Below are 20491 nucleotides of genomic sequence, written 5' to 3' on the forward strand. Positions count from 1 at the left end.
TATATTTTTAAAAAGATGTTTTTAAATTGAACCCTATATATCTCATAGAAGGAGAATTCAAGTTGTCTGATCCTTTATCTGGATCCGAATATTTAAATTCCTTTGTCCATAACAATAAATTATTGCCAGTAATACCAACCGTTAAGTCAGTCATCTTTATTTTCTTCGTCAATGCATTCGGTACTGTATAGTTTAATGCAATTTCGCGAAGTTTAAAATATGTACGATTGTAATAAGACTGTGGTTTACCTGCATAATAATCATTAGAATAATGACGAATATAATTTTCATACGATATTTTTGTGTCGTTCGGAGCATATACACGATTATCGCTGAGAACCTGTCCGTATTCATCCCGCTCGATCGTTCCTGAAATAACTTTCACTCCAGGACCGACATAACTGATATTTTTGTTCACAACCTCATCATACCGCCATTGATTGTCAGATTTAATATGGGAACCGGAATTCCACATCACCTGGTCTGTCCAATTGTAAGCGACTCCGCCTACACATCCGTCAAAGGCAAAATGAAAGGTGAAATCTTTGTAACGCAATGTATTTGAAAATCCCCAAATCCAATCTGGTGACGAATATCCCATCAGGCCACTATAAGGTATACTTTCCGGTAATCCACTCGCTCCATGCACAATATTCCCATACGGATCAGTATCCCAAAGGGTCGTTGTAAGATAATCACAGCGCATTCCTTTTTTCACCCATGGAGCTTTGGTCGAATATTTCGGATCCAACTTCACAAAAACATCACGTTCGAACGACCAGTTGAATAGCGTATTCCACTCAAACTCTTTCGTTTTTACCGGAGTAGCTCCAATAGACAATTCAAAACCTCTTCTCTCCCGTTCCTCTTCCGAATTAATATAAGTCTGGTTGTATCCGGAACTCATACTCAACGGAGCTTTCACCGCAAAATCTTTTCTCCGTTTATTATAATAGGTTAAATCTACCCACACCCTATTATTCAGAAAGTTGACATTTGTACCCAACTCATACGAACGAGAACTTTCCGGACGTAAATCGATACCTCTGATCAATTGAGGATAATAGGCAGCCGTTTTTCCATCCCAGATATTAGTGGTGATAGAATAAGTATTGTTTATGGCATAAATATCCAAATCATTTTTATTCTGTGTCCACGATCCCCTTACTTTCAGTAAACTGATCCAGTCCGGCATTTTAACCAGCTCCGAGAGTACCAGACTGGCCGCCACTGACGGATAAAAGAAAGAACGTGTAGAGCTGGGCAATGTACTCGACCAGTCATTACGAGCAGTAACATCAATAAACAACAGGCTACCCCATGAGAGAGTCGCTTTTCCAAAAATACTGTTCACCTGTTTCTTGAATCCGTCCTGCCCGGTTTTTGCCGGATCTACAGAAGCATTCAAAGAATAAAATCCAGGGATAGAAAGGCCATTATTGGTTTCACCCCATACGTTACTTCCCTGTTTATAATTGATAGTACCACCGATCAGTCCGTCAATACCGAACTTTCCAAAGTGATGATTTGCAGTTATCAGGAAATCATTATTCATACTGAAAGCATTCTCCTGATCGACATAATAGTAACCTTTTTTATTCATAGTATAAGTTTTAGCATATTTCCACTCTTCTTTATCCTGATAATAGTCAAAACCGGAACGAAGTGTCATGCTTAACCAGGGTAACACATCGTATTTCATCGACAAAGAACCATTTGTCACATCATAATCATCGTTATGTCGTACCTCATTTGCCAGAAAGTATGGATTATCATACCAAGTATTTTCCATCCAGTTCTGCGCTTCTCCTTCTTTACCTCTTTGCCAATAATCCTTATAATCCCGGATATCATATTCAGTACCAGACCAGACTACGAGATTATAGATAAATCCACCGGAACCATATTTAGTTCCTTTATCATTTGGATAAAAGCGTTTATTATAGGTAAGATTCCCTTCGAAGCTAAATTTATCTACTTTAAAATCACCACCGACCGAATAAGTAAACTTATTCAATTTTGTATTCGGGTATTGTCCCTTATTATAAACATGCGTCAGAGATGTTCGGAAACTACCTTTCTCACTCTGATAAGAGAGATTAATATTATTATTGGTTACCAAACCTGTTTCAAGAAAATTCTTAAAATTATCTTTCCCTTTTGAAACCAATTCCTTTTCTTCCCATTCATAGGTGTACGGATTATATTGAGTTGCCATATAGCCAGCATCCAGCGGAGCTCCCCATACAAAATCACCAGTACGATATTGTCCGGCACCTCCGGAACTGTAAGATGTCTGAACTTCCGGGAATGCTACATAACCGGCTTCAAACATTGTATTACTACTGACATTTACCAGCAAACCTCCTTTCTTATTTCCTTTTTTCGTTGTAATAATAATTGCTCCCGAACCACCCCGAGAACCATAAAGGGCAGAAGCTGTAGCACCTTTCAGTACACTCATTGATTCTACATCATCAGCCGCAACATCCCGTAAAGATATATTTGTATAAGGAACACCATCTATCACCAATAGGGGTGATTCTCCACGCAATGTCAATGTCGGTGCTTCATTGAATTCCGTACTACTTTTTACATTCATACCCGCTACTTTTCCGATCAAGTTGGAAGTAACATCGATATTTTTCACACTCGTCAATTTATCTCCATCCACTTTTTGGACAGAATATCCAAGTCCTTTCTCCGAACGCATGATACCCAATGCCGTAACAACAACTTCCTCCAAATTTTGTGAATCTTCTACTAAAGTTAATTGTAAGGAATTTCTTCCTTTCACAGAGACTTCCTGGTCCATAAATCCAATAAAGCTCACCAAAACAGAAGCATTATCATCTACTTCCAAAACAAACTTTCCATCTAAATCCGTTATTGTCCCATTAGTCGTTCCTTTTTCCACGATATTAGCACCAATAACAGGTACCCCATTAGGTTCACAGACTATTCCTTCTATTTTTTTCTTTCTATTTTTCTGTTGAACTTCCTGATTTTCTGTTGAAAGAATAATCTTATTGTCTATTATCGTATAACGAACATTCGTTCCATTAAAAATATTCTCTAGTACTTTAAATATATCACTTTTCTCAGCGACAACAGAAACCTTCCGTTGTAAGTCCACATGTTTGATATTGAAAAAGAAAGAGAAGTCAGACTGTTCTTCGATCTCATCCAACACTTCTTTTACCGTTTGATCGCGCATTACCAGATTCACTGTTGCCTTCTGTGCATAACTGCCTGTTGCCTGCGCCAAACCGATAGAACATAATAGTAAGAAGACTGATAATTTCATAACTCTCGGTATTTTACTTAAAATAAACCGCAGAAACTCTGTTACCCAAAACTGTTGGGTATTAAAATGTTTTTGCATAACTTTGTACTGATCTAATTAATAAAAAATGATTTACTATGCTTGTCGCCAAACAAGCGTTTTAAATTAATTCTTTTCACCCGGTGAAATACGCCAATATTTCACCGGATGTTTTTCTTTAGGGTGGTCTACTTTTCATGATTTCTTCAATTAGGTTAATAAATTTCTATTCGAGTTTTCTCATTTGTCGTATTCTGGGGATCCAGGTAACGCCATTTTATATTCGATGATATTCCAAAGATTTCCAATATACGTTCCAGCCGCTGATGAGTAAAAGCCCCATTAAATGCTTCTTTACGAAGGCGGTCATTCGATAATACGAAACTTACATTAAACCTCTTCTCCAAGATTCGCAATGCTTCCGGCAGCGGTGTTTCCAGGAAAACAATCTTTCCGTCCTTCCAAGCCGTCTCGGTTTCACCTCTCGTCTGGATTAGTTTTACCTGCGAAGAAGTTGTATTATACATCAGTTTCTGTCCGGGTTTCATTACTATCGTGACAGGCTGCTGCTCCTTTTGGTAGGCAAAGCGAACTTTTCCTTCTACCAGGGTGGTGGATATAAATGAATCCTTCTCGAAAGCTTCTACATTAAAAGATGTTCCCAGTACTTCAATCTGCGTATGGGCGGGGGTTGAAACAATGAAACGGTGTTCAGGATCCTTCTGAACTTCGAAAAATGCTTCCCCTTTCAACTGTACATATCTCTTGTCCTGACTAAAAAAAGAAGGATAGGTCAAAGAAGATTCCGAATTAAGATAGACTTTCGATCCGTCGGGAAGATCGACTGTCGTGGTCATTCCCGGATTTGTTTTCACCTCGATCATACGGGCTATTTCAGTACGGGGGGTAAAATGATCGATCCCCCAGGTGATAAGAAGAGGGAGAAAAAGAATAGCGGCCACCCGTTGTACCCAGGTAAACCAGGCCACCTGCGGACGTTCCTTACTCATTTTACGGTTTACGGAAGCCAGGGCTTTCTCTGTATTCACCTTCGATTCCATCTGTGCCGTACCCATTACCTGGTCGATGGCATAGATTTGTTTGACAATCCGATAATTATCTTCCGACTGCCCGATCCACTCTTCCACCATCTGACATTCCTCTATCGTTGCCTCACCGGAACAATACCGGGGAAGGAGCTCCTCTGTCTGATCTATATTCAATGTTTCCATCTGCACTTTTATCCCTTTTATATATTAGACAAGGGAACTCCGACAGATTACTAAACGGATACTCACTTTTTTTGATATTTTTTTTCTACAACAAAAAAACTATCTTTGTGACCAAGGAGAAAATAGTATGAAAAACACCTCACAAGCGATAGAAGACTCACTTCTGTTATCAGCCATGCAACGTGGAGATAAAAAAGCCTATGGTACCTTATTCAGAAGATACTATCCGATGTTATGTACATATGCAAACCGGTTTGTCAGTATGGAAGATGCGGAAGAGATCGTGCAGGACGTCATGTTATGGTTATGGGAAAATCGGGAAATACAAATATTCAATACCTCCTTCAGTCAATATCTGTACAAAACAGTCTATCACAGAAGTCTCAACCAACTCACCCGCCAACAGTCGCAACTACGGGCAGAGACACGTTATTATGAATATATGCTGGAGATGTTGCAGGATATCGATTTCTATCAGGCGGAAGAACTGAAAAAACAGATCAGCCAGGCTATACATGCCTTACCGGCCAGCTACCGGGAAGCATTTGTGATGCATCGTTTTCAAAATAAAAGCTACAAGGAAATTGCCGAGATCCTGCAGGTTTCCACCCAAACGGTGAATTACCGAATCCAGCAAGCCTTAAAACAGTTACGAATCACTCTGAAAGATTATTTACCATTGATCTTGTTACTGTTTCCCAGAAACCTGATTTCATAAAGCTTGCTGAAATTCAATCTAATATCTTAACCGATCATTTACCTGCTTCCTGCAATTGTTCCGCCAGTTTATCCATATTTTCGGGACTGGATGCGACTTTGAACTGCAATTCTCCCTTTTTGTTGATTATAGCGCAATGAGGGATATATAATGCTCCGTTATTTCCGAATGTATTATAGATATCCATTTTAAAGAACTCGTTAATGATTACATGTTCCCCTTTCAGATTATAATATCCCGCCATTTTCTTCCATAAATCGGCTTCGCTCGGACGATCGATAGAAACATAAAGCAATACGATATCATTCTCTTCAGCATACTTCTGCAAGGGTTCCACATGTGCAAAAGACTGACGGCAGGGGCCGCACCAGGTTGCCCAGATATCGATAAAAATGACTTTACCCAGATAACGGTCGGTTATCTCTTTGAAAGAACGCACACTATCCGTGTTCAGAACATGAATATCCGCAGGTAGTTCCAGTTTGTTAAACGAGAGGTTTTTCCGTATCGCTTCCTCCAGAGAAGACTGAAGCATACTGCCCGGATACAACGCTTTAAACTGTTCATACAAAGCCGGCATACCCGTTGAATAACTCTCATTAACAGCATCTTCCAGGATAATATTCGCCATAGCGACTTCCTGTACACGCCCTTTCAGGTTCGCTTTATACCAGTCGAAAAGTTTCAGCTTGCCTTCATTCCGGTCTTTCGGCTGCTGCTGTGTTTTCATATAAAGTTCTATTCCGGCAATGTTCGATATCACATCGGAAAATGCGGTGGAAAAGACGTTCTCCGGTTGGTTTATATCGGCATACTCCAACATTTCCGGATAAACGGCCTCCCACTCTTTCTTTGTCTCTTCCGTACCCCGGTAATTGATCCCGAAATATTGATTCATAAAAGCCAGCAACATCTGCATACGGATATCCTGTACGGCTCTTTTCTTAAAGAGATCGTCGACTCCCGTTATTTTTTGCTCTATGCCAGCTCCATAGTCCGTCAGCTTCTTGTAAACGGAAGAGGCCACGGTGTCTTTTGCCACCTGGAATACATCCCCTTCGCGTGCCCTTAAACTGAAGACATCTTTCTGCAGGCGGGAAAGTTCTTTCACGACCTCATTCTCCCTCGCCAGCTTGTTCTCCACCTCCAGGCTGTTTTCCAGAGAGGCATCGATATCGAGCACATTTTTACCCGGTTCAACATAAACCGTTCCTAAATACTTTTGCCCATATACATAAAAAGAAAATTTTTCATTCTCCTTGCCAGGAAGCGTTATATGATACGTACTGTCAGCCTCCACAAAAAGAGTATCTCTCTGGGTAAACTGATAAATGCCATCCATTGTAGAATTATAGATGATCGTATTACCGGAAAGATTGGATACTTTCCCTTCAATGGTTATCGATCGGGGGGTACAACCTGCCAGCCCCAGGACAACTATACCGGCCAGCATATAACCGAGTCTTTGATTTTCCATCCTATTAGTTTTAAAGCTTTATACTTGATCTCTCTTGAAAAAGAATCGGTTACAAATGTAGCGGATTATTTTGTATTAAGTGCCATCAGGAGTGCTATCACTTCCGAATAATTTTTACGGCCGGAAGGGATGTTATTGCTTTTCAGGAACCAGTTATAAAGCGTATCCTGAATATCGCCGATCGTCGGACTATACAGCCCCTGCCAATAAGCCACCTTATCATTATATGCCTTTTTTATTTCAGGCGATATCGTTTCTTTCCACTGCTCAAACTCTTCTTCCGGTAATAACTGATACACATTTCCCAGTACGTAAGGCAACAAAGCGAAATAGGCAGAAAAACGTATCTCCGGCACTTCGGAACGCGAACAAACCAAAAAGCCATAAAGGTTCGCCTCGGCTTCACTGGAGATTCCCAGCACATGCGCCATTTCATGTGCATATGTGAAAGGATACTGGACCGGAAGCAGGTCCGGATTCAGATTATATTCTGTAAAGAAAGGCCCTATATATCCCAATACGCCGACACCGCTCATCAAAGACGGGATCAGCATCGGTTTCGGATGAAGATAAGCGGCAGGAGGAACCAGACCGAAACGCCCGGCTATTTCCTGATAGCCATTCTTCACCTCTTCGGCAACGACGGCATGATCGATCTTCTCGACCGGTGTAAAAGAAGCGTTCAACGAGTCGGTATAGGCCGAGAGAAAAGAGCGGAAATCATCTTCCGAATAATCGACATAAGGAATCTGCGTCCTGACAAAAAAGTTCTCCCGGAAATAATTCAGTCCCCAGGCCATATAGAACCAGACATATACCCACAGCAGGTATTCCGCCATACGCCCGGCCGTTTTTTTCCACGAACGGCGTTTTACGATCGCATATATCAGATAAACGACCAGCCCGGCAATGCTCCCGTAAATAAAACAATCACCGACAGAAAAAGGGAAAAAGGAAGAAACACGTGATAATACGATCGAAAAGAACGGATAAATTCTACGGGCATACCATTCGCCCCATACCGGTAAAGCCATCACAGTCCAGACAAAAGCCAGACAAACAACCAGGACTACCCAGCGTATACGTATCTTTTTAATCCAATCTATTCCTTTTATCATACAGACAAAGATAGAAAATAGCAGTTATTCGACAAAGGGATGCACAAATATAAAACGTGCTCCCCGGGTATAAGTAGCATCGAGGGTAAGGGTTCCGTTCAGACGATCGGCAATCACACGGCAGATCGGTAACCCTAAACCGGTACCCTGCTTGAATTCATCGATCTTTTCAAACCGGTTGAAAATACTTTCCTGCTTTTCCGGAGGAATGCCGGATCCCGTATCCGTAACAGAAAAGACAACCCGTTTTCCTTCCCGATCTACTCTATAATCCAGATTTATTTCCCCCTGTTCCGTAAACTTAGCCGCATTGCTAAGTAAGTTCAGCAGCAATTGCTGCACCCGTAAACCGTCCGTCTTCATAACGAAGTCTTTATCCGAAAATGTCAGGGTCAGGTCTACGCCCGATTGTATCCTGGGCTGTATGCTTTCCTGCACCTTCCGGCAACAATCATATATATTACAATCAGCAAGGGTCAGTTTAAAATTAGTCGAGTCGAGCCGTGACAGATCGAGTACGTCACTCACCAGGTTGAGCAGCAGATCGGAACTGTTATTAATGATATGGATAAACTCTTTCCGTTCCTCTTCGTCTGCGTCTTCCAGTAATCCGGAAAAACCGACTATGGCATTCAACGGTGTCCGTATCTCATGGCTGATATTGGCTACAAAAGCGGCTTTCATCCGGCTCGATTCTTCTGCCTCTTCCTTGGCTACACGTAGTTTCCTGGTGGTTTCGATCAGTGCCTCACGTTCTTTTTGGAGTACATTCTTCAAACGGGACGTACGGTAGGCATAGCAAAACAGCAAATACAGCAAAAAGACCAGGACCAATAATAAGATCACCAATACTTTTAACTGATCCTGCTTGTGTTCCAGACTCTTTTTCTGGTATTCCAGTTCTTTCTTCTGTATATTCTTTTCATTCAGATCGTGGATGGAACGAAGTTGGCTGATCTGTCGCGTATATGCCGAGATAATGCTCTGTTCCATAAATGTCAGCAACTCGTCATGGGTCTTCAACGCAGCATCTCTCATTCCGGTCGCTTCCTGTATTTCGATTTTCAATTTCAAGACCTCCACCGAATAATCCGTTTCCAGCGTGCGGTCGATCTCTTCAAGCGCCTTCGGATACTCTTTTATATGGAAATAATAACGGGCACGTGCCAGAAAATAAACAGACTCCACATCATTACCACAATTTTCAACAAAATAATAGGCAGCTTTATCCAATGCTTCGCGGGCACGGTCCATGTCGTTTCTGGCGACATACAGATTCAGGTAATTTGCGTACAGCACACAGTATTTACTTTTGAAAGGATAATTCATCCAACGGAGAGAGTCCTGCTTTTCCATATCCTTCAGCAGGGCTATTGCATAATCGAGCGTTTCATTCAACTGTTCTAATTTACCCAACCGTTGATAAGATATCAATAAATAGGGAATGATCTGAAGCTGATAATCCGGTGAATCGCCTTTCTGTTTCAGTAAATCGATTCCTTTCTCGAAAGCCACGACAGCATCGCTGTCACGTCCGATCAACAGATAGATCAATCCCATGTATTCATTACTGGAAATAAGTCCTTTCTGGTTACCCGTTTCTTCCGATAAAAGCTGAAGTCGCACGGCTTCATTCATCGCCAGTTCATAATTCTCCCCTATCAGATAATAACGGCAGTAACAGTTCAGAAACTCAAATACAGCATCCGGGACCTCCTGACGTGCAGTAGCAACGGAATCGACCAGATGCGCCCAAAGCTGCAGGCTATCCAGCTTTCTTTTGTTACAATAGTAACGTCCCAACTGCATGGCTGCCCAATAATACTCTTTGATCGAATCAGTCTCCCCGGCAATGGAAGCCATTTGCTTCAGATTTTCACAGCCTTCCGATGTATTCCAGTTCAGCCGGGCCAATTTAGTCAAGGCTTCCAGTTTAATCCCTGTATCTGAAGTTTCATTCAGTAAGGACAAAAGGCTGTCGCGAACAGAAACATATTGGGAATCTGCCACCGTTTCTGCCTGACTGCGCACAAGCCCCAGGAAGATCCCCGCTACAACTAATACTAGTCTTATATATATATTTCCCATAAATGCGTTACAATCGAAGCCAAAAATAGTTCTTTTCTATCAACCTTTTTTACTTCAAAACTATTATTTCAATATATATAAGATTATTATATACTTTCAGTTATTCAGGCAAAATTCTTGTTCAATAACTTCTTCGCTTCCGCTTCCGACAAGTTACGACGGGCCGCATAATCCTTCATTTGCTCTTCATCGATCGAACCAATCATAAAATACTGAGAATCAGGGTGAGCTATATAAATACCGCTTACCGTTGCCGTCGGATACATAGCACCGTTTTCCGTCAGTTTCACACCGATCTGCGACATATCCAGCAGCTTGTCCAAGGTGTAATTCAGTAACTGGTCGGGCAGCGACGGGTAACCTACCGCCGGACGGATTCCCTGATATTTCACTTTATACAGATCCGGGATGGATAAAGACTCGTCCGGAGCATAACCCCAGTATTCTTTGCGGACCTTTTCATGGAGATATTCGGCAAGTGCTTCCGCCAGACGGTCTGTCAAGGTTTGAAGCAGCATCGAATTATAGGTATCGCCTTCTTCTTCAAACTGGTTCTTCAAAGATTCGGCACCTACACCGGCTGTCACGACAAAGGCTCCGACATAATCCGTACGGTCTTCCGAAGCCGGTATGATGTAGTCGGCTAGCGATTTATAAACACCCTCTTCCTTTTTTGCCTGTTGACGCAACACAGGGATCACAAGGTCTCCTACCCGGATATTATCCCCATCGCTGTTAGCCGGGAAAAATCCGTAAATGGCCTTGCAGTATTCCACTTTCATATCGACCAGACGATCCAGCAGTTTAACGGCATCCTTGTATAACTGCATGGCCTCGGCAGCCTTCGGACGTTCATCTTCCGAAAAATCAGCCAACCACGCAGCACGACATCCGTCACATCCGTGTATCTTCGTTATGGAAGCAAAGCGGCCGCTCAGTTTCCAGGCACTAAAGAAGAAAATCCAGTTTATATAAGGTATGATTTCTTCCAACGGAATATAAGGAAGTACATGTACCCCCATCCGATCAGGAACAACCGGAGTATAGGCCGACCAGTCTATTTTCGGAGGATTGGCACGGGCTTCGCTCAATGAAACCAGTACCTCTTTCCTTTTTTCCATAGAAGCACGCAAGACCTCATATTCTTTATTGAGTTCCTCGATATAACTATCACGGGTTTTCGGGTTCAGCAACTTAGCCGCGATCAGCGGATTCTGCGAGGCATCGAGTACATGGATTACCGGATAATCATAATGGGGAGCTATCTTTATAGCAGTATGCAATTTAGAGGTTGTAGCACCGCCAACCATCACAGGTATGGTCAGTCCGGCTTTCTGCATTTCGTCCGTCACATGTACCATCTCCTCCAAAGAAGGAGTGATCAATCCTGACAGGCAGACCAGATCGGGCTGCTCGTCGATCGCTGTCTTCACGATCACCTCGGCAGGAACCATCACACCCAGGTCGATCACTTCGTAGTTGTTGCAGGCCAGAACGATCGAGACGATATTTTTACCGATATCATGCACGTCACCTTTCACGGTCGCAAAGACAACCTTTCCGGCTTTAGCCGAGCCGGATGCCGTCTTATCGGCTTCAATGGCCGGTTGCAGGATAGCGACTGCCTTTTTCATGGTACGGGCCGTCTTTACGACCTGCGGTAAAAACATTTTACCGGCACCAAACAGTTCGCCTACCTTATTCATGCCGCCCATCAGCGGACCGTCGATAATATTCACGGCACGCGGATATTCTTTCAACGCCTCCTGGAGGTCTTCTTCCAGATGGTCGCCGATACCCTTTATCAACGCATACTCCAACCGTTCTTTCAGCGGTTGCTCCCGCCAGGCTTCATGCTTTTCTTCAGGACCACCCTGCTTCTCCACATGCAGGTTCTGGGCATATGTGATCAGTTCTTCGGCTGCTTCCGGACGGCGTGCCAGAATAACATCTTCCAGCAGATTCCGGAACTCCGGCTCGATATCGTCATATAATACGGCAGAGGAAGGATTCACGATACCCATATCCAGTCCTTTGCTGATGGCGTGGTACAGGAATACGGAGTGCATTGCCTCACGTACATAATTATTTCCGCGGAATGAGAAAGAGAGGTTACTGATACCTCCGCTCACTTTTGCTCCCGGCAGATTCTGTTTGATCCATTCGACGGCACGGATAAAGTCCAGACCATATCCGTTATGTTCTTCCATACCGGTTGCGATTGCCAGTACGTTCGGGTCGAAAATAATACCATTCGGATCGAAATCGATTTTCTCCCGAAGCAAACGGTAGGCACGTCCGCAGACTTCCGCCTTTCGTTCAAACGTATCGGCCTGTCCTTTCTCATCGAAAGCCATCACGACGACAGCAGCCCCCAGTTGTTTGATACGGGCGGCATGGGCCAGGAACGCTTCTTCACCTTCTTTCAATGAGATCGAATTGACAATACTTTTTCCCTGCACACACATCAGACCTTCTTCGATCACCTCCCATTTGGAAGAGTCGATCATGACAGGCACACGGGCTATATCCGGTTCGGAAGCGACCAGGTTCAGGAAGGTCGTCATTTCCTTGACAGCATCCAACATCCCGTCATCCATATTGATGTCGATCACCTGTGCTCCGTCTTCTACCTGTTTACGGGCAATCGTAAGTGCTTCCTCGTAACTTCCCTCTTTGATCAGGCGGAGGAATTTACGGGAACCGGCGACGTTACAACGTTCGCCTATATTGATAAAGTTATTCTCTTTCTTTACTTCCAGCAATTCGAGGCCGGACAGCCACAGGCAATCCGGTTTCTGAGCAGGGATATGCGGCTTCGCTCCTTTTATCAACGCCGGATACTGGGCGATATGGGCGGGAGTCGTACCACAACAACCTCCCAGTATATTTACCAGACCTTCTTCGATAAATGGTTTGACATGACCGGCCATCTTTTCCGGTGTCTCGTCATAAGTTCCGAAAGTATTGGGTAATCCCGCATTCGGATAAGCACTTATATAATAGGGAGCATGTTTGGCTAGTTCGGCAAGGAAAGGTTTCATATCCGCCGCCCCGAAAGAACAGTTCAAACCGATACTTACCAGGTTAATGTGTTGAACCGAAGCCAGACAGGCTCCTAAAGTCTGGCCGGAAAGCGTCCGTCCTCCCTGAGCTGAAAGTGTCAGAGACAACATGATAGGTAAATCCTTGCCTTTTTCTTTCAAAACAGTTTCGGCTGCTTCCAATCCGGCTTTTACGTTCAGGGTATCGAAAGTCGTTTCAAAAAGAATAATATCCACACCTCCGTCGACCAGAGCTTCCACCTGCTCTTTATATGCCTTATATACATCTTTATAAGTAACGGCGCGATAAGCGGGATTGCTCACGTCGGGGCTCATGGAGGCCGTCTTATTGGTCGGTCCGACAGAACCGGCTACAAAGATGGTGCGGTCCGGATGCTCCGCCATGAACTCATCGGCGACTTCGCGTCCCAACATTCCTGCTGCCAGGTTAATTTCACGCACATACTCCTGCATGGCGTAATCTTCCATCGAAATAGCGTTCGCATTAAATGTATTTGTTGCAAAAATATCTGCTCCGGCATCCAGATACTGGCGGTGGATAGACTTGATGACGTCCGGACGGGTTATACACAACAGGTCGTTGTTTCCTTTCAGTTGTCCGGGAAAATCGGCGAAACGGTCGCCTCTGTAATCCTGTTCATTCAGCTTGAATCCCTGGATCATGGTACCCATACCACCATCCAAAATCAGGATACGTTCCTGCAGGGACCGTATAAATAATTCTTTATTCATAGATATGTTTTTTCTTTTTGAAAAAAGAAACGGCAGGAGTATCTCTTACCGTTTAAAAGCTCTGTCCATCTCCCGCTTATCGTCACGGGCCTTGATAGAATCGCGTTTATCATATTCCTTCTTACCTTTGGCGATGGCAACGACCACTTTTGCCAATCCTTTCTCGTTGATGAACATACGGGTCGGGATAATGGTAAAGCCGCTGTTACGGGCTGCACTGTCAATCTTTCGCAATTCCTTTTTGGTAAGCAGCAATTTACGGTCGCGGCGTGCGACATGATTGTTGTAAGTACCATAAAAATACTCGGCGATATACATGTTCTTAACCCACAACTCACCTTTTTCCATGATACAAAACGTATCGACCAGGCTGGCTTTGCCCAGACGGATAGATTTGATCTCCGTCCCGGTCAGCACGATCCCGGTAGTAAAAGTGTCGAGCAATTCATAATCGAAGGTTGCCCGCTTATTCTTTATCTGAATGTTGTTACTAATCTTTTCTTTCATCTTTTTCTAACTGTCAAAAACGTAACCCTGGCATCAACATGAACAAAACAAATTCAATCACAGCCGGAGTCAGTAAAATAATAACGGTCGTTATACCGGCAAATTTCAGGCGTTCATTTTCTTCCACCTGCATGTAAGGTCCGGCTCCTTCCCATACAATATAAAAAGTATAAAGTATAAAGATACGCAGGAAGAAAAACTCCGGCAACAGCATCAGTACGATATTCAATGCGAACATCAATGAGGATGAATAACCTACGAAACGTTGACAAAGTTTCAGGTCTTTCTCTCTCTTAAAGAATCCCTGCCAGAGTTCGTTCAGGAAGTAGGCAGCAAGATAGAATCCTCCGAAAGAGGCTACCAACGTTTTGATAGACGATTTCAAAGCCAATTCAACATCAAACTCCTTTCGCGTAAACAATACACCCAGAAAAGCAGCTACTGTAACCAGCCCGATTAACGGATATATGAATCGCGACAAGAACTCGTCGCCCTTCTCTTCTTTCCTCGACAACATATCCCAGGCCTTCCCCGGTTGGGATATAATGGCTATAACCCATTTAATTATCTCCTTATACATCTCTCTGTTTTTCTATTTAATACCCCCTTATCTTCCCCTTATTCAGTTCTTCCGTTGAATGAAATCTTTATCGTATCCGTCACGCTCCATAAACATGCTGTCGTATCTTTATTGTAGGCAGATGCATAATTTATAGCTATAGCAACTTCTTTTTCTCCATTCTCCTCTTCAAACGCCTTCGCTTTGTTATAGAACTCTTCGATATTGAAAGCATTTGTAATCAATACTTTTACAGTCTTTTCTTCTTCTGTCGGTTCAGTACCTTCCTCTCCTTCAGATCCTTCTTCTTTCTCTGTTACTTTTTTTATTGCTCTAAGATAAAGATTATAAATACGCTTGCCGTTCTCTGCTGTATACATCTTTTCAGGATCATAACTCATCATGAAACTATCCTGCTGAGATTCTGTTTCCGTATGATTGGACCATAAGAACAAACGTCCTCTGATATAGGCATTCCGTTTCAGCAATGATTCCGTCAAAACTTCGTTTTTCAATACTTTTGTCGTATCCGTCCATTGACTGTCCAAAGGCCATAAAGGAACACTTATAGGATTACCGATCAGTTCGATAGACAAACTGTCCGATCCTTGCAATTCAGGAGCCGATGAATCGAATGAATATTCTATCAGGAAACAATCGCCGCCATCACCGCTCACACTCAGATTAGAGTCATATAGGAAACGGCCGTCTTTAACATAAAAACCTTTAGTCGGACGTACCTGATAGACAGCCTCCTGCTCACCTACAGTAATCCGTGTATTCGTATCTCCCAGACAAGAGGACAACATCATCAAGCAAACAATGAGTATGCTATATAACTCTTTATTTTTCATCACTTTCAATCTTTATAAACATTCAAGTTTTACCACACCCCACATGACGGGATCGTACAAAGGTAGTAAAAAAGGAAACACTACAAACAAGAAAACCGGGAACCTTTGCAAAAACAAAGAAACCCGGCTTTCGTTATATTATTAATTAACAATTAAATCGTATCGGAATAATAGGCTTTCGGAAGCTGGCGGCAGTTATACTGGGATGCCATCACCTCTCCGTAAGCACCGGCTGAACGCAATGCGATCAGGTCGCCACGATGTGCTTTGTTCAACTCGACGTCTTTGCCGAACACGTCGGACGACTCACAGATCGGACCAACTACATCATACAATTCAACCTCTTCGTCACTGGATATATTCTCGATCCGGTGATAAGCATCGTACATTGCCGGACGGATCAATTCGGTAAAACCGGCATCCAGGATCGCAAACTTCTTCGTTTCACCGACTTTAACATACAGCACCTTGGAGATCAGTGTTCCGCATTGGGCGACAACCGAACGGCCCGGTTCGAAATGAACCTGTTGACCGGGGCGAACTTTCAGCAATTTATTGAATACTGCAAAGTAATTATCGAATGCCGGGATAGGCAAATGATTCGGGTGATAATAATCGATACCCAAACCGCCGCCAAAATTCAGATTTTCGATCCGGACGCCACGTGCCTCCAACTCTTCCTGTATTTCGTTCACCCGGATAACCAGGTTACGGAATGCCGACATATCCGTGATCTGCGAACCGATATGGCAATGGATACCGATTAGTTTCACATGTTTCAGCTTCGCCAGATTGTCCAGCACCTCTCCCAACTGACTCAGGTTGATACCGAACTTGTTTTCTTTCATTCCGGTCGTGATCTTTGCATGGGTATGGGCATCTACCTCCGGATTGATACGAAGGGCCACCGAAGCTACTTTGTTTTTAGCAGCAGCCAGCTCGTCAATGATATCCAGCTCGACAGCCGATTCCACATTAAAACAGAAAATATCGTTATCCAGCCCCAGGTTGATTTCCCAATCGGCTTTACCTACACCTGCAAAAACAATCTTACCGGCAGGGAATCCGGCATTCAGAGCAGCCTGTACTTCACCGCCACTCACACAATCGGCTCCCAACCCGTTCGCTGCTATAATAGAAAGGATACGCGGATTGGCATTCGCCTTGACGGCATAGTGCGCATGATAACCGTATTTACCGGCCTCGTTCTTCACCATATCCAATGTATCCTGCAATAACTTTACATCATAATAATAAAAAGGCGTAGGAAGTGCCTTCAGTTTGTCTATCGGGAATGTTCCTTTGAGCATATTATTTTATTATATATAAATTAAAAAAAAGGGCAGTCTCGAATAGGCTGCCCTCATATTACTTAGTTGTTAAATAAATGATCGCTTAACGCCTGCAGCGCCTTCTTCTTGTCTGCCGACTTGATCAGCAGCGATACGTTATAGTTGCTGCCTCCGTAGGAGATCATACGTACCGGCACATCCTTCATCGCATGAACGATGCGTGCTTCGAAGCCGACGTTATCCCATTCCAGGTCGCCCACAACACAAACGATTACCATATCCTGATCGACAGTAACCGTACCGTATTTCTTCAGGTCGTCTACGATTTCTTCCAGATGCTTGCGGTTGTCGATCGTTACCGATACACCTACTTCGGAAGTTGTAACCATGTCGATCGGCGTCTGGTAGTTTTCGAAGATTTCGAATACCTTGCGCAGGAAACCGGTAGCCAGCAACATACGACCGCTCTTTATCTTAATAGAGATGATATTATCTTTTGCTGCAACAGCTTTGATCTTTCCTTTTTCCGTTTCGTTAGAGATCAATGTACCCGGAGCTTCAGGCTGCATGGTATTCAGCAGGCGAACCGGGATATTGTTCAGCTTGGCAGGCAGGATACAGGTCGGATGCAGGATCTTCGCACCGAAGTAAGCCAGCTCTGCCGCTTCTTCGAAATGCAGGTTACGAACCGGCGACGTTTTATCTACGATACGCGGATCGTTGTTGTGCATGCCGTCGATATCCGTCCATATCTGGATTTCATCCGCATTCAGGGCTGCACCGATCAGAGATGCGCTATAGTCGCTGCCACCACGCTGCAGGTTATCCACCTCACCGTAGGCATTACGGCAGATATATCCCTGGGTGATATATAATTCAGCATCTTTATGCTCGTTCAGTAATTTAACCAGACGTTCCTTAATATAAACAGGATCCGGTTCTGCATTCTTGTCCGTACGCATATATTCCAGCGCAGGAAGCAGGACGGATTTCACACCTGTTTCATTCAGATATAGGTTCATCATCCCGGTAGAGATCAATTCTCCCTGAGCCAATACAACCTTTTCTTCAAACAAAGTGAACAGGTCTTTCGTAAAAGTACGGATATAATCGAAATGAGATTTTACAAGTTCTTTGGCTTTCTGTTTATATTCGTCGGTACTGTACAGTTCTTCGATATGTCCGTAATATTTCTGTGCAAGCTTATTGATGATTTCGTTTGCACCATCCGGATTTTTCTTGTACAGGTAGTCGGATATTTCAACCAACGAGTTGGTTGTACCTGACATGGCAGACAATACGACAATATTACGGTCGCCTGAGCAAATCAATTTTGCTACATCTTTCATTCTCTGTGCAGATCCCACAGAAGTACCGCCAAACTTTAAAATTTTCATTTTCTTTTCCTATAATTAAATTGTTTGTTCCTTGCTATTTTGCGTGTGCAAAGTTACATAAAAAATCATTCTCCGACATCACCGAGGCATGCATTCTCACATTTAACTATACGGGCCGGATAATTATGTACCAGTGTATAGTTATGTGTGGTCATTATCACGGCTGTACCCTTCTGGCAAATATCATGCAGAAGCTGTACGATCTGCCCGCTTGTTTCCGGGTCCAGATTACCGGTAGGCTCATCGGCCAATATAAGTTCAGGGTCATTCAGGAGTGCTCTTGCTATGACGATACGCTGTTGTTCGCCACCCGACAGTTCGTGCGGCATTTTATATCCTTTGGTCTGCATGCCTACCTGGTGAAGCACCTCTTCGATGCGTTCCTTTATCTCGCTCTTTTTCTTCCACCCGGTTGCCCGCAGGACGAACTCCAGGTTTTTAATCACCGAACGGTCGGTAAGCAGCTGAAAATCCTGAAAAACAATCCCCAGCTTCCGGCGAAGATAAGGGATGTCCTTCCGCTTCATCTTACAGAGATTGTAATCCATCAGCCAGGCTTCGCCCTGACTGATCGGAATTTCGCAATACAAGGATTTCAACAGACTGCTCTTTCCGGAGCCTACTTTTCCAATGACGTACACAAACTCTCCGCTACGCAAGCTAAAAGAAGCATTGTGTAGTATGACATTTTCGTCGCGGCAGATCTCTACGCCATCCAGTCTGAGCAGTGTTGTATCTTCCATAGCAATTTATCCTTTATGTCTTTTCTTTAATTCACGTGCCAGATCTTCCAGACGGAGACCTTTGCTGGTCAATAATACGATCAGATGATAGATCAGGTCGGATGCTTCATAAATAAAGCCTTCTTCTGTTCCGTTAGTTGCCTCGATCACGGTTTCAACAGCTTCTTCACCCACTTTCTGAGCCATACGGTTCACCCCTTTCAAAAACAGGGAAGTGGTATAGGAACCTTCAGGCATTTCCTGACGGCGCTGTTCGATAAAGTCCTGCAGATATTTCAGGAACATGATATCTTCCACATTCTTTTCACCGAAACAAGTATCAGCACCTGTATGGCAAACCGGACCAGCCGGAACTGCCTTGATAAGGATCGTGTCGTTATCGCAATCCACCATCATACTCACCACCTGCAGGGTGTTGCCGCTGGTTTCCCCTTTCATCCACAAACGGTTCTTCGTACGGCTGAAGAATGTAACCTTACCGGTTTCCCTTGTTTCTTCATAGGCTTCTTCATTCATAAAACCCAGCATCAATACTTTGTTGGTATTGTTATCCTGAACGATTGCCGGGATAAGTCCGCCCATTTTTTCAAAATCTAATTTCATCTTATTCTTGTAATTATATTCTTACATTGATTCCTTCCTTATTCAAATACAGCTTCAGGTCGGCTATGCCTATTTCACCGAAATGGAACACACTGGCTGCCAGTGCGGCATCGGCCTTTCCCCGGGCAAAGGTATCGCGAAAATGCTCCATCTTTCCGGCACCACCCGATGCAATAACCGGGATATGCAGGTTGTCGGCTAATGTCGACAAGGCATCATTGGCATATCCATCCTTTACCCCGTCGTGGGTCATACTGGTGAACAGGATCTCTCCGGCTCCGAGGTTTTCGGCTTCGGCTGCCCACTGGAAAAGATGCTTTTCTGTCGGGATACGTCCCCCGTTCAGATAGCAAATCCAGTCCCCGTCCTCGTAATTCGCATCGATAGCGACTACACAAACCTGGCTTCCGAAATTCTTCGCAATCTCTTCGATCAGCGAAGGGTTGCGTAGTGCTGCCGAATTGACCGATACTTTATCTGCACCGGCACTCAACAGACGGTCTACGTCTTTTAATTCGTTAATACCACCTCCCACCGTAAAAGGGATACTGATATTAGCTGCTACTTTTTTGACCAGTTCGGTGAAGGTCTTACGTCCTTCATGCGAAGCGGTTATATCCAGGTAGACAAGCTCGTCGGCTCCCTCCCGGCTATATTGTGCCCCCAACTCGACAGGATCTCCTGCGTCGCGGAAGTTCACAAAATTAATTCCTTTTACTGTTTTTCCATCTTTGATATCCAGACAGGGCACTATTCTCTTGGCTAGCATACGTTGATCTCT

Annotated in this window: 15 protein-coding genes; 1 reads left to right on the top strand and 14 read right to left on the bottom strand. The window is 43.7% G+C overall.

The window, feature by feature from the left end; genetic code table 11:
* Positions 1-7 precede the first annotated feature (7 nt).
* Complete coding sequence (locus DWW23_RS14425) at positions 8-3307, bottom strand: SusC/RagA family TonB-linked outer membrane protein (protein WP_122353980.1); 3300 nt, start codon at positions 3305-3307, stop codon at positions 8-10.
* Positions 3308-3540: 233 nt separating this feature from the next.
* Positions 3541-4557, bottom strand: coding sequence for a FecR family protein (locus tag DWW23_RS14430; protein WP_122353981.1), 1017 nt, complete (start codon positions 4555-4557; stop codon positions 3541-3543).
* A 127-nt stretch (positions 4558-4684) separates the two neighbouring features.
* On the opposite strand from DWW23_RS14430, the gene DWW23_RS14435 reads away from it, so the two are divergent.
* Positions 4685-5275, top strand: coding sequence for an RNA polymerase sigma-70 factor (locus DWW23_RS14435; RefSeq protein WP_122353982.1), 591 nt, complete (start codon positions 4685-4687; stop codon positions 5273-5275).
* A gap of 34 nt (positions 5276-5309) precedes the next feature.
* Here DWW23_RS14435 and DWW23_RS14440 read toward each other — a convergent pair whose 3' ends face one another.
* The 12 genes from DWW23_RS14440 to hisF all read right to left on the bottom strand — a co-directional run bounded on the left by DWW23_RS14440 (position 5310) and on the right by hisF (position 20479).
* Complete coding sequence (locus tag DWW23_RS14440) at positions 5310-6752, bottom strand: TlpA disulfide reductase family protein (protein WP_122353983.1); 1443 nt, start codon at positions 6750-6752, stop codon at positions 5310-5312.
* Between the two features lie 65 nt (positions 6753-6817).
* Positions 6818-7870 carry a DUF3810 domain-containing protein gene (locus tag DWW23_RS14445; RefSeq protein WP_122353984.1) on the bottom strand — a complete coding sequence of 351 codons (1053 nt, stop codon included), beginning with the start codon at positions 7868-7870 and terminating at the stop codon, positions 6818-6820.
* A 24-nt stretch (positions 7871-7894) separates the two neighbouring features.
* A complete protein-coding gene (locus DWW23_RS14450; RefSeq protein ID WP_122353985.1) occupies positions 7895-9958 on the bottom strand; it encodes an ATP-binding protein in 2064 nt (687 codons plus the stop codon).
* 104 nt (positions 9959-10062) lie between these two features.
* On the bottom strand, positions 10063-13755 hold the full coding sequence (metH, locus tag DWW23_RS14455; RefSeq protein WP_122353986.1) for a methionine synthase: 3693 nt from the start codon (positions 13753-13755) through the stop codon (positions 10063-10065).
* A 45-nt stretch (positions 13756-13800) separates the two neighbouring features.
* Positions 13801-14262, bottom strand: coding sequence for an SsrA-binding protein (gene smpB, locus DWW23_RS14460; protein WP_122353987.1), 462 nt, complete (start codon positions 14260-14262; stop codon positions 13801-13803).
* A gap of 13 nt (positions 14263-14275) precedes the next feature.
* Complete coding sequence (locus DWW23_RS14465) at positions 14276-14842, bottom strand: YIP1 family protein (RefSeq protein ID WP_122353988.1); 567 nt, start codon at positions 14840-14842, stop codon at positions 14276-14278.
* A gap of 38 nt (positions 14843-14880) precedes the next feature.
* Complete coding sequence (locus DWW23_RS14470; RefSeq protein WP_122353989.1) at positions 14881-15675, bottom strand: hypothetical protein; 795 nt, start codon at positions 15673-15675, stop codon at positions 14881-14883.
* Between the two features lie 152 nt (positions 15676-15827).
* Positions 15828-16985 carry a diaminopimelate decarboxylase gene (lysA, locus tag DWW23_RS14475; protein ID WP_122353990.1) on the bottom strand — a complete coding sequence of 386 codons (1158 nt, stop codon included), beginning with the start codon at positions 16983-16985 and terminating at the stop codon, positions 15828-15830.
* A gap of 62 nt (positions 16986-17047) precedes the next feature.
* Positions 17048-18364, bottom strand: coding sequence for an aspartate kinase (locus DWW23_RS14480; RefSeq protein ID WP_122353991.1), 1317 nt, complete (start codon positions 18362-18364; stop codon positions 17048-17050).
* Positions 18365-18429: 65 nt separating this feature from the next.
* Complete coding sequence (locus DWW23_RS14485; protein WP_122353992.1) at positions 18430-19107, bottom strand: cell division ATP-binding protein FtsE; 678 nt, start codon at positions 19105-19107, stop codon at positions 18430-18432.
* 6 nt (positions 19108-19113) lie between these two features.
* Complete coding sequence (gene hisIE, locus DWW23_RS14490) at positions 19114-19710, bottom strand: bifunctional phosphoribosyl-AMP cyclohydrolase/phosphoribosyl-ATP diphosphatase HisIE (RefSeq protein ID WP_122353993.1); 597 nt, start codon at positions 19708-19710, stop codon at positions 19114-19116.
* Between the two features lie 13 nt (positions 19711-19723).
* A complete protein-coding gene (gene hisF / locus DWW23_RS14495) occupies positions 19724-20479 on the bottom strand; it encodes an imidazole glycerol phosphate synthase subunit HisF (RefSeq protein ID WP_122353994.1) in 756 nt (251 codons plus the stop codon).
* Positions 20480-20491 lie beyond the last annotated feature (12 nt).

The sequence above is a fragment of the Parabacteroides sp. AF14-59 genome (genome assembly GCF_003479515.1).
Lineage (GTDB): Bacteria > Bacteroidota > Bacteroidia > Bacteroidales > Tannerellaceae > Parabacteroides > Parabacteroides faecis.

Excerpts from the sequence above, each read along its gene's own strand:
- DWW23_RS14425 (WP_122353980.1), bottom strand. The coding sequence starts at position 3,307 with ATGAAATTATCAGTCTTCTTACTATTATGTTCTATCGGTTTGGCGCAG.
- DWW23_RS14430 (WP_122353981.1), bottom strand. The coding sequence starts at position 4,557 with ATGGAAACATTGAATATAGATCAGACAGAGGAGCTCCTTCCCCGGTAT.
- DWW23_RS14435 (WP_122353982.1), top strand. The coding sequence starts at position 4,685 with ATGAAAAACACCTCACAAGCGATAGAAGACTCACTTCTGTTATCAGCC.
- DWW23_RS14440 (WP_122353983.1), bottom strand. The coding sequence starts at position 6,752 with ATGGAAAATCAAAGACTCGGTTATATGCTGGCCGGTATAGTTGTCCTG.
- DWW23_RS14445 (WP_122353984.1), bottom strand. The coding sequence starts at position 7,870 with ATGATAAAAGGAATAGATTGGATTAAAAAGATACGTATACGCTGGGTA.
- DWW23_RS14450 (WP_122353985.1), bottom strand. The coding sequence starts at position 9,958 with ATGGGAAATATATATATAAGACTAGTATTAGTTGTAGCGGGGATCTTC.
- metH (WP_122353986.1), bottom strand. The coding sequence starts at position 13,755 with ATGAATAAAGAATTATTTATACGGTCCCTGCAGGAACGTATCCTGATT.
- smpB (WP_122353987.1), bottom strand. The coding sequence starts at position 14,262 with ATGAAAGAAAAGATTAGTAACAACATTCAGATAAAGAATAAGCGGGCA.
- DWW23_RS14465 (WP_122353988.1), bottom strand. The coding sequence starts at position 14,842 with ATGTATAAGGAGATAATTAAATGGGTTATAGCCATTATATCCCAACCG.
- DWW23_RS14470 (WP_122353989.1), bottom strand. The coding sequence starts at position 15,675 with ATGAAAAATAAAGAGTTATATAGCATACTCATTGTTTGCTTGATGATG.
- lysA (WP_122353990.1), bottom strand. The coding sequence starts at position 16,985 with ATGCTCAAAGGAACATTCCCGATAGACAAACTGAAGGCACTTCCTACG.
- DWW23_RS14480 (WP_122353991.1), bottom strand. The coding sequence starts at position 18,364 with ATGAAAATTTTAAAGTTTGGCGGTACTTCTGTGGGATCTGCACAGAGA.
- DWW23_RS14485 (WP_122353992.1), bottom strand. The coding sequence starts at position 19,107 with ATGGAAGATACAACACTGCTCAGACTGGATGGCGTAGAGATCTGCCGC.
- hisIE (WP_122353993.1), bottom strand. The coding sequence starts at position 19,710 with ATGAAATTAGATTTTGAAAAAATGGGCGGACTTATCCCGGCAATCGTT.
- hisF (WP_122353994.1), bottom strand. The coding sequence starts at position 20,479 with ATGCTAGCCAAGAGAATAGTGCCCTGTCTGGATATCAAAGATGGAAAA.